The sequence below is a fragment of the Anabaena subtropica FACHB-260 genome (genome assembly GCF_014697105.1).
Taxonomy (GTDB): domain Bacteria; phylum Cyanobacteriota; class Cyanobacteriia; order Cyanobacteriales; family Nostocaceae; genus Trichormus; species Trichormus subtropicus.
Window position 1 is genome coordinate 1 of the sequence record NZ_JACJRF010000081.1, and the last position, 9,932, is coordinate 9,932.

Annotated in this window: 9 protein-coding genes and 1 pseudogene; 3 read left to right on the plus strand and 7 right to left on the minus strand. The window is 40.0% G+C overall.

Annotation, left to right across the window (positions count from 1 at the left end; genetic code table 11):
- Positions 1-93, plus strand: a pseudogene (locus H6G18_RS25405) (IS982 family transposase); the annotation flags it as partial.
- A 242-nt stretch (positions 94-335) separates the two neighbouring features.
- Here H6G18_RS25405 and H6G18_RS24045 read toward each other — a convergent pair.
- The 7 genes from H6G18_RS24045 to H6G18_RS24075 all read right to left on the minus strand — a co-directional run bounded on the left by H6G18_RS24045 (position 336) and on the right by H6G18_RS24075 (position 8,080).
- Positions 336-1,343, minus strand: a complete 1,008-nt coding sequence (locus H6G18_RS24045) for an aspartate carbamoyltransferase catalytic subunit (RefSeq protein ID WP_190409605.1) — start codon at positions 1,341-1,343, stop codon at positions 336-338.
- A gap of 104 nt (positions 1,344-1,447) precedes the next feature.
- Positions 1,448-2,800, minus strand: coding sequence for a magnesium transporter (gene mgtE, locus H6G18_RS24050; RefSeq protein ID WP_190409606.1), 1,353 nt, complete (start codon positions 2,798-2,800; stop codon positions 1,448-1,450).
- A gap of 670 nt (positions 2,801-3,470) precedes the next feature.
- Positions 3,471-4,661, minus strand: a complete 1,191-nt coding sequence (locus tag H6G18_RS24055) for a phosphoserine transaminase (protein WP_190409607.1) — start codon at positions 4,659-4,661, stop codon at positions 3,471-3,473.
- Positions 4,662-4,769: 108 nt separating this feature from the next.
- Entirely contained in the window at positions 4,770-5,666 is an 897-nt protein-coding gene (locus H6G18_RS24060; RefSeq protein WP_190409608.1) for a metallophosphoesterase family protein, read from the minus strand.
- 969 nt (positions 5,667-6,635) lie between these two features.
- Entirely contained in the window at positions 6,636-7,409 is a 774-nt protein-coding gene (gene hisA / locus H6G18_RS24065; RefSeq protein WP_190409609.1) for a 1-(5-phosphoribosyl)-5-[(5-phosphoribosylamino)methylideneamino]imidazole-4-carboxamide isomerase, read from the minus strand.
- A gap of 34 nt (positions 7,410-7,443) precedes the next feature.
- Complete coding sequence (locus H6G18_RS24070) at positions 7,444-7,734, minus strand: DUF3593 domain-containing protein (RefSeq protein WP_190409610.1); 291 nt, start codon at positions 7,732-7,734, stop codon at positions 7,444-7,446.
- On the minus strand, positions 7,727-8,080 hold the full coding sequence (locus H6G18_RS24075; RefSeq protein ID WP_190409611.1) for a DUF2499 domain-containing protein: 354 nt from the start codon (positions 8,078-8,080) through the stop codon (positions 7,727-7,729). Before H6G18_RS24075 ends, H6G18_RS24070 begins: the two co-directional genes overlap by 8 nt.
- Before the next feature lie 169 nt (positions 8,081-8,249).
- Between H6G18_RS24075 and csaB the strand changes: the two genes are divergently transcribed.
- Positions 8,250-9,296 (plus strand): polysaccharide pyruvyl transferase CsaB, encoded by a 1,047-nt coding sequence (csaB, locus tag H6G18_RS24080; RefSeq protein WP_190409612.1) that lies wholly within the window; start codon positions 8,250-8,252, stop codon positions 9,294-9,296.
- Positions 9,297-9,405: 109 nt separating this feature from the next.
- Entirely contained in the window at positions 9,406-9,807 is a 402-nt protein-coding gene (locus tag H6G18_RS24085) for a nuclease A inhibitor family protein (RefSeq protein ID WP_190409613.1), read from the plus strand.
- The last annotated feature ends 125 nt before the right edge of the window (positions 9,808-9,932 follow it).

The window sequence follows — 9,932 nt, forward strand, 5'->3', positions numbered from 1 at the left end:
ATTGCTGCCAAAATCGCCTCTCACACACTACGCAAATTGCTTCGCCGCCTTTTTGGTATTGATGTTCTCACCTTCCAGTCTCATTCTCTTTAATTCACATTAGACGTAATTTTATAAATCCCCAAATCTTTATGATCTTTGATTGCTTCTTTATTCATTGTTTTACCTCCCCTGCCTCCCCTACTTCCCTTGCCTCCCCTGCTCTCTTCACTATGATCTCACTTTTTCGCGTTGCTACACCCTAAACCCGTGTTTTGAGGGCAAAGCGTCAAAAACCTACACTTGTTAGGGATACCTACTCACAAGAACCATCCTTTGATTCAGCAATGCAATGACTAAGGATTAGTCTTGCCACTACCTATTAAATATAACAACGCCATACGTACAGCCACACCACTGGTAACTTGGGATTGAATCAGGCTAAATTCTGGGTCATCCATCAAATCAGAACTGATTTCAACACCACGGTTCACAGGGCCTGGATGTAACACTTTGACATTCGGCTGACACAGTTGCAACTTGCTGCGGGTAATACCAAACAATTGATGATATTCTCGTAAACTGGGCAGTAAATTGGCAGTCATACGCTCTTTTTGTAAGCGTAATGTCATGACAAAATCAGCATCTTGCAAAGCTGGTTCTAATTGCCAATGGATAAATAATTGACCAGGCGATACTGTTTCTTCCCCAAAGATATACTCAGCAAATAACTTGGGTAAAAGAGTAGGTGGTGCAGCTAGATGGACTTGAGCGCCACTAGCAATTAAACTCCAAATATTTGACCTGGCTACGCGGGAATGAAGAATATCACCAACGATCGCAATCTTTTTCCCTTGTAACAGTTCTAACCGAGGATTAGCTGCATCTATCAAACTACAAATGGTAAATAAATCTAGCAGTCCTTGGGAAGGATGCTCATGTTGACCATCGCCAGCATTGAGGACGCTAACACGTACACCTAGACGATCCATTTCTTGAGCGATCGCATTTGGTACACCTGCTTCTTTATGGCGAATCACCATAATATCAGTACCCATCGCTAAATATGTCTTTGCTGTATCGAGAATTGTCTCTCCCTTAGTCATGGAAGAAGTAGATGCAGCAAAGTTTAGTGTATCTGCACTCAAACGTTTAGCAGCGAGTTCAAAACTACTACGAGTACGGGTAGATGGTTCAAAAAACAAATTTGCCACCACCTGTCCTTGTAAAGCTGGTACTTTCTTCGTCCGTCGTGATAATACCTCTTGAAAACTGGCAGCAGTTTTTAAAACAATATCGTATTCAGCAGCAGTAAAGTCAGCTAAAGAAAGGACGTGATGACGATTCCAAGTAGAAGTAGGCATAAACAGTCATTAGTCATTAGTCATTGGTCATTAGTCCATAGTCAATCGTCCATAGTCAATAGTCACTGTTCTCTTTCTCTACTTTCTTCAGTCCCCAGCCCCTATCAAGTTGGTAAATGAAATACCTTCAAAGCTACAGAAATCATACTCAAAAAAGTTAAAAACCCAATCATGTCTAGCATGGTGGTTAATAATGGGCCACTGACCAAAGCTGGATCTAGTTTCAAGCGTTTCAAAGCCATTGGTAACAAAGTACCAAGTGTAACAGCCACCACTGTATTAGTTGCCATAACTGTTCCAGCAATTAAGGCTACCCATTGTTCTTGTGGTTTAGCCCAAATTAAGGAGAGTGCAAACATCGTTATCGCTAAAACTACCGCCGTCCCTAAACCTGCGAGAATTTCTTTCCGCAGAATTTTTATCGTGTCTTTGGGTGTAACTTCACCTATACCCAAACCCCGAATGGTCACTGTTAAGGCTTGAATGCCGACAGTACCACCTGTATTAGAAAATATCGGCATAATTACGGCTAACACTGGCACAGCAGCAATGATCGATTGAAAAGGGGCGATCGCACTAGCTGCACCAATATAAAGCGCCATAATACCCAACAACCAAGGCAAACGGTTACGAATTGTCAGTAGAGGAGAAGACAACGCCTCTTCATCACCACTCACACCCGCTAACTTTTGAATATCTTCTGTTGCTTCTTCTTCTAAAATATCGACTACATCATCAATAGTAATAATACCGACTAATCTATCTTCCCGATCAACTACAGGGATAGCAATTAAGTCATAGCGCTTCATTATTTGAGCGACTTCTTCTTGGGGTGTATCAGTTCTTACTTTGACGACGCGATCGCTAGCTATATCACGAATTAAAACTTCAGGAAAGGTAAACAACATCTGACGTAAGGAAACAACCCGTACTAGTTTGCGGTTGTCGTCTGTAACGTAAGCATAGTAAATCGTTTCCTTATCCTCATCCTGACGGCGAATCTTGCTAAGGGCTTCGCCTACCGTCAACCCTTCGCGCAACCGTACATATTCTGTCGTCATTACCCGCCCGGCTGTACCTTCGGGATAACCGAGAATAGTGGCTGTTGCTTGTCTTTGTTCTGGACTTAGTTCTTTTAATAACCTCTTGATTACTCCGGCTGGTAATTCATCAAATAATTCGGCTCGTTCATCGGGACTCATCGCTTCCACAAGTTGCACCACTTGAGCATCATGTAAGGAGTTGATTAGTTCTTCCTGAACTTCTATTGGCAAATATTCAAATACATCAATTGCTTGATTTTTGTTGAGGAGACGAAAAGCGATCGCTCGCTGTTTTTCTGGCAATTGCGCAATATACTCTCCTACATCTACAGGTTGTAGTCGATTTAAATCCCATTTGAGCTGGTTCAAATCAGTAACATCAATGAGCGCATTGCGAACATCCTGTGTGAGCATGATCCTACCTCTTATTGTCTCCCCCTCGCTGGAAGACTAGCTCGCCAAACTCAGGGGAGGATTATACTGCCATCTTGTGGACTTTTGTCCATAAAATCTCAAAAATTGAACTCGATATTAAAACAAGGCACAATTAAGTCTTAATACTAACTTGGAATTTGATTTTCCGATAGTTATTCAATGAAATTGTTTAAATGCTGAGGAGTTTTACACAACACTCAGCTATTTATTACCTTGATTTTGGCTAGATTAATGTAAATCTAACTATCGTGACAATTTGTGTCAAGAAGTTCCAAAGATTTACCTGCAAACTTCACAGATTCAAACTATTAATTACTTAAATAGTTAGATTTATGGGCATTGCTGAATTAAGGGATGATTCTTATAGAGTTAAAACGCAAAGCTTGCCCCATAAATACAAGAAGCAAGATGTACATCACACAAAACCATGAAAATTATCCCGCATTTATGCAACGCCGATTTATTGAGTAATAATTCACAAATTAAAAACTATAATTCAGTATTTATATTTAGCCCAGATGCCGCTAATCTTGATTTGGTGAGTAAATATTTTTTCCGACAAATTTTTAAAATAAATTTAGAAGATACTTAAAATTCGTAGTTCGTAATTAAGATGATCAATTACGAATTACGAATTACGAATTACGAACTATAAGTTATTTCCAGCTACAGGAGCAAACTCAGTTTTCACAGTCGCGTATGCCCAATCTAACCAAGGAAGCAAGGCTTCAATATCTGTAGTCTCTACTGTGGCTCCTCCCCAAATCCGTAGTCCGGGGGGTGCAGCACGATAGGGTGCAATATCGTAGGCTACTTGCTGTTTTTCCAAAAGTTTCGCCATTTTTTTGGCAAATTTTGCTTGATCTTCTGCGCTCAGGCTAGCAAAGGCCGCATCGACAATTTTTAAGCAAATTGAAGTACAAGAGCGAGTTTCTGGTTTTTCTGCTAGAAAGTCTGCCCATGAGCTTTGTTCAACCCATTGAGCGATCGCGGCTAGATTAGCTTCACTACGTCCAATCAAACCAGAAAGACTGCCAATACTTTCTGCCCAAATCAACGCATCTAAAGCATCTTCTACACACAACATTGATGGTGTATTGATAGTATCGCCTTTGAAAATGCCTTCAATTAGTTTGCCTTTTTGAGATAGACGGAAAATTTTTGGTATGGGCCAAGTTGGTTGATAGGTTTCGAGTCTTTCCACCGCACGAGGTGACAGGACTACAACACCATGCTGCGCTTCTCCACCCAATACTTTCTGCCAGGAGTAAGTCAGCACATCTATTTTTTCCCAAGGAATATCCATTGCAAACACCGCAGACGTAGCATCGCAGATGGTTAAACCTTGGCGATCGTCTTTGATCCAGTCACCGTTGGGAACTCTCACGCCTGAAGTTGTGCCATTCCACAAAAACACTACATCATGGCTAAAATCAACTTCGTCTAAATTTGGCAACCCACCATAGGGTGCTTTCAAAAGGCGCACATCGGGTAATTTCAATTCATCTACAACGTCTTTGACCCATTCTTGACCAAAGCTTTCCCAAGCTAAAATGTCTAAGGGTCTTTGTCCCAGTAACGACCATAAGGCCATTTCTACTGCACCAGTATCAGAAGCGGGAACAATACCCAAACGATAATCAGCCGGTAGACCAAGAATTTGTTTGGAACGTTCAATCACTTCTGCTAACTTGGCTTTGCCATCTTCAGACCTATGGGAACGACCCAGACAGGCATTTTGCAGATTAGACACAGACCAGCCAGGGTGTTTAGCACAAGGGCCGGAAGAGAAATGCGGAACATGAGGTTTAGTTGTTGGAAGCGTAAGATGCTCTGACATTATTGCAGGAGAAGACTTTGAATAAGTACTAATGATGTAGATACTACATTAGTCATTAGTCATTAGTCATTAGTCAACAGTCAACAATTACTCTACTTTGTCTAACCTCTAAACCCTTTTAATCATTCCCTTATCAAAAATCCGGTTATTAGTGGCGATCGCACTCACTTCTATCCTATCGGGATAAACTTCATAGGCGGCAAAACTTAAATCACTAGTGGAATGCGCTGTCCATTTTGAACGTCCTACAGGACGATTACCCGCACCAGCACCACAAGTTAAATAGGTTGTCCCATCAATAGCACGAGTGCGTTCATAACTATGTTCGTGTCCATTAATATACAGTTGCACTCCATATTTTTGAAATAATGGCGTGAAGGTTTTAATAAAAGCTTGATTACTTCCGTATACACCTGATGAATAAATCGGATGATGCCCAAATACCAGTTTCCACTGAGCATTACTATTACTTAATTCTTTTTCTAACCAAGCTAGCTGGCTTTGCCAATCGGCATTACTATTTGTATCCAAAGCAAAAAATTGTGCGCGTTGGCGGCGAAATGTATAATACCGCCGTCCGTTCATATTAAAGCCAGGATAGCGGACTTGCGGATCACCATTATCAGTCCGAATATCGTGATTACCTAAACAAGCTTGAAATTTCACTCCTTGTTTAAGTAAATCTTGATAGGGACGCTCAAAAACTGCATTGATTTTCTCAATTTCACCATTGTTATAAATATTATCGCCAGCTAACACTACTAAATCGTAAGGATTTTGCTTGTGATAAAGCGTCATGGCTTTAGCCACAGCATACTGTCCTCTCGCCCCAGTCCCAGTGTCCGCCACAGACACAAAACGTAAAAGTAAATCTTTTTTGGGTGGTGAAGCGATCGCCAAATCAGAACTTTGGTCATTTCGATGAATAAATTTCCAGACAGATAATCCACTGCCAAAAGCGCTGAGGCTAGTTAACAATATAAATTGACGGCGTTTTAGATTCATAAATTCATTAAATCATTGAGCATCTACAATTGTTTTAATCTCTTTAATGTCATGAGTAAAGGAAGCATTAATTATTACATCACTTTAAATACTGTAAACAATAATAAGGAAAAAGACGTAATTAGTATTACGTCTTTTTAAAATTTAAACATATTTAATTCGATATATTATTGATCTGTTTTTTTGGGTTTACCATTATTTAGTGGTTTTTTTCTATTGGGATTGGCGGCATTTAAATTTTTGTTCGATGATTGGTTGGAATTAGGTTGTTGGCTAGCCATAGAGTGCAATCTGGTGATAAGTAATAATTGTATCTACATTCAGCATATTACTGTTTCCAGAAATGAGTTAAAAATTTTACATAGTAAAATAGAGACATATATATGTCTCTATTGCAAAGGAAACCCATTATTTGCAGTTGTTTTCAGAACTTGAAAATTTGTTTTATATAATATTCATACTTTATTTTTTAAATACACGTAGAGAAACACTGTGTTTTTGAGCTATAGGATTCATACTTGATTTCTGAAATAAACGTAGGGTAGCCACTGCGTTGGTGAAGCAGTCCGGTCTTGCGGGTTCCCCCCAGGAGGAACTGCTGAAAGGGTTCCCCGGCTTATTCGCTCTTAGCGTTATCGGAGGGTAGCAAGTGGTGTTGGGCATTGCCCACCCTACAAATACTCAGATTTTTTCAATAATCAAATGAGATTCCTATAGTTTGTATTTATGGTTGTGCCACAGGTTAGTTTGATCACAAGCATAAATTCTAGACGAGTCTGAGGGAAACACTAACTGTTGATTAACTTCTTTACCTAAATACAATAGTATTATTTGGGATTCCGGAAATTAAAAAAAATGCTATGGCAGTTTTTCATTACGTGAATTTCTCAAGATATCTTGTAGAGAGGATTTTAGTCTTCTCTACGAGATAACAGTCCAATACTACAAACCTAGCTTTGAATTGTTTGCTTAAGCAAAAGAAGAGAAATCTAAGTTAGGTGGTATGTCTTGAATACGTCCTGGGCCGATCGCCTGCAATGCCTCTTTTAAGCTAATATCACCAGTATACAAAGCACGTCCCACAATCACGCCTGTCACACCTTGGGCTTCTAAAGCTAACAAACTCAATAAGTCGGTGACAGAACTCACTCCACCAGATGCTATTACTGGGATGTCAATGGCGGCTGCTAGTTCTCGCAATGCTTCTAGATTTGGGCCTGAGAGTGTCCCGTCACGGTGGATATCTGTGTAAATAATGGCGGCTGCACCTAGTTCTTGCATTTGTACGGCTAGTTGAGTTGCTAAAACTTCGGATGTTTCCAACCAACCACGAGTAGCCACTAATCCGTTACGGGCATCAATACCGATAATAATTTGTTCGGGGTATTGTTGACAGAGTTCTTGTACAAGTTGGGGTTGCTCTACGGCGACAGTACCGACAATTGCCCACTGTACACCTAAATTAAACACTTGTTCGACACTAGAGCGATCGCGTAATCCTCCACCAATTTCAATGGGGATAGAAATAGCTTGAGCGATCGCTTCAATTGCTCCCAGATTTACTACTTTACCTGCTTTTGCCCCATCTAAGTCTACTATGTGCAGTCTAGTTGCACCTTGGTCTACCCACTGTTTCGCCACATCAACAGGATTTTCGCTAAAAACTTGTGAGCGATCGTAGTCTCCTTGATAGAGTCGCACACAACGACCCTCAAGTAAATCAATTGCTGGAATTACATCCATTTAAATTCACCCCGTATTCAGTCAAAATCCTGGTTTAACTTTTTGCTTTTAATTGTCTGATAGCTTGCGCGAAACCCACCACAATCAAGATATTAGAAAGCGTCAAAAATACTTCAGCACCGCCGTGTAACCAATCTATATTTGCTAACGCTTCACCATAATGCACTTGGGCATAAATTCCAGCTGGAATAGTAACACCTACAAAAACGAGAGTACCGTAAAATCCATACAGGGATAAACGAGGCATTAGCTGACTGCGGTTGATAAACCACAAGAAACCCAAATAGGGAAATAGGGAAAGGGCAAACAGGGTTTCTTTAGACATTATTCTTTATTTCAATAGCTTCTGATTCGATGTTATTCGTTGCTGTTTGGTCAAACTTTGCAGAACGCCAAATCCAAACTGCCGCAGCCCAAAGGGTAAAATTACCAATTAAAGTCATGGCAGCTTGCAGTGTCACCAACCATTCTAGAGATGCAGGATTATCGAAATAATGCCACGTACAAGCACACATGGCACTAACCAAGGCAGGTAACATTGCTAGAGACAATCCCCACCAACTGCGGTTAGCTGTAAGTTCGCCATAAGTCCAGATTAACCAGATAGCGGCTATCCACTCTATAACGCTAGAAACATGAATAATCCAAGTAGGAATTGATAGAACGTACATAATAATAGTCAATAGTCAATAGTCAATAGTCAGTAGTCGTTAAACTTTGACCAGCACTTCCTTCATCTTCCCATAGGTGAATTCATATTTTTTCCAATATGACTGACATCTGGTCAACTGTTGAGAAAATGTTGATAATCTAAAATCCAACATTCAAAATTTTAATGGAATGCGGGCATTATTATCTGGGTATTACGGTAAAGGAAATGGTGGTGACGAAGCTTTGTTAGCAACGCTTCTGCAAATGTTACCATCTCATGTTACGCCTGTGGTGTTGTCTGGGAATCCAGAGGAAACAAGCGATCGCTATGGTGTAGAATCCCATAATCGGATGGATTTTTTACCTGTATTGCAAGCTTTACGCTCTTGTGATGCTTTTATTTGGGGTGGTGGGAGTTTAATTCAGGATGTTACTAGCACTATTAGTCCATTTTACTATGGGGGACTGATGGGGTTAGCGCAGAAGATGGGTTTAAAAACGGTAGCTTGGGCGCAAGGTATCGGCCCTTTGGTGCGTCCCCAGACTCGCTACTTAGCACGACAAAATTTTTCTGGCTGTACTAAAGTTAGTGTACGCGATCGCGTTAGTGCTGCTTTATTATCTGATTGGCAAATTCCTTATATTCTCGCACCTGATCCGGTTTGGGCGCTACAAGCTAAACCATTCCCCGGACTTGCTGATTTACCCACACCGAGAATTGCTGTCACCTTAAGAAACCATCCCCAATTAACAGCCCCACGTCTAGCTAACTTAACTCAAGCTTTGGTAAATTTACAAGAAGCTACCCAAGCTTTCATTTTATTAATACCATTTCAAAAAAGCGAAGATTTAGCGATTGCGGAAGCCATACAACCGCAGTTAAAAGATGTTAGCCAAATTTTGTGTATAGAAGAGCCGCAAATTTTAAAGGGTGTTTTTCGTAGCGTAGAAATGGCGATCGGTATGAGGTTACACAGTTTAATTATGGCAGCAAGTGAAGGTTGTCGCTGTTTTGCCCTAAGTTATGACCCTAAGATAAATCGTTTGATGGAAGATTTGTCCATACCCGGATGGGATTTAGCAAATATCACTGATGATGCTAATGTAATTACTCAAACTTGGCTAGAATACTACACCAGTAGTAAACCTTTATCATCTGAGCAGATAAAATTTTTAGTAGATGGTGCTTTCATCCATCAGAAATTATTAACGGAAGCATTAAGTGTAACCAAGTAAAAAGACTTAATAAAATAAAAGTTCGTAGTAAGGGCTTTAGCCCTTTAAAATTTGGTAAGAGAGCGATAAATCGCTTACCACAAAGAAAACTTGATTTATATTTATTGTTATGACCAATGAAGTCACCGAAAAGCTCAAACAAGCCTCAAAAAACTTGGTAATGATGAGTGAGTCAGAATATCCCTACGAAGTTGTTTTGTGGTCTAATCAAGCTCAAGAACCTTTAACAAATCAAAAGCTTCTCCAGTTAACAGGACATTCCCCAGAAACATTAATTGAAACAGTAGAAATAGATTATTTTTTTCGTAACTGTGCTGAAGAAAAAGAATGGCACGATGAAGTACAAAAACAAGATGTGGAGAGGTTTAAATCACTCCTCCGAACCCTCAAAGATAATCTGCATGACATTCAGGTTTATCGCATAGGTACGATTAATATAGATGTCTATATTATTGGTAAAACTCCATCGGGGGATTTAGCAGGAATTTCTACAAAAATTGTAGAAACTTAACCAATACTGTTCGGTTAATACCAGTTTAATATGAAGGTGCATATAATAGAGGAAACAAACTCGATAAATTAAAATAACCATGAGCCGCACTTTTAAGATTGAAATCGCAGAGAGCGAAGAAGAAC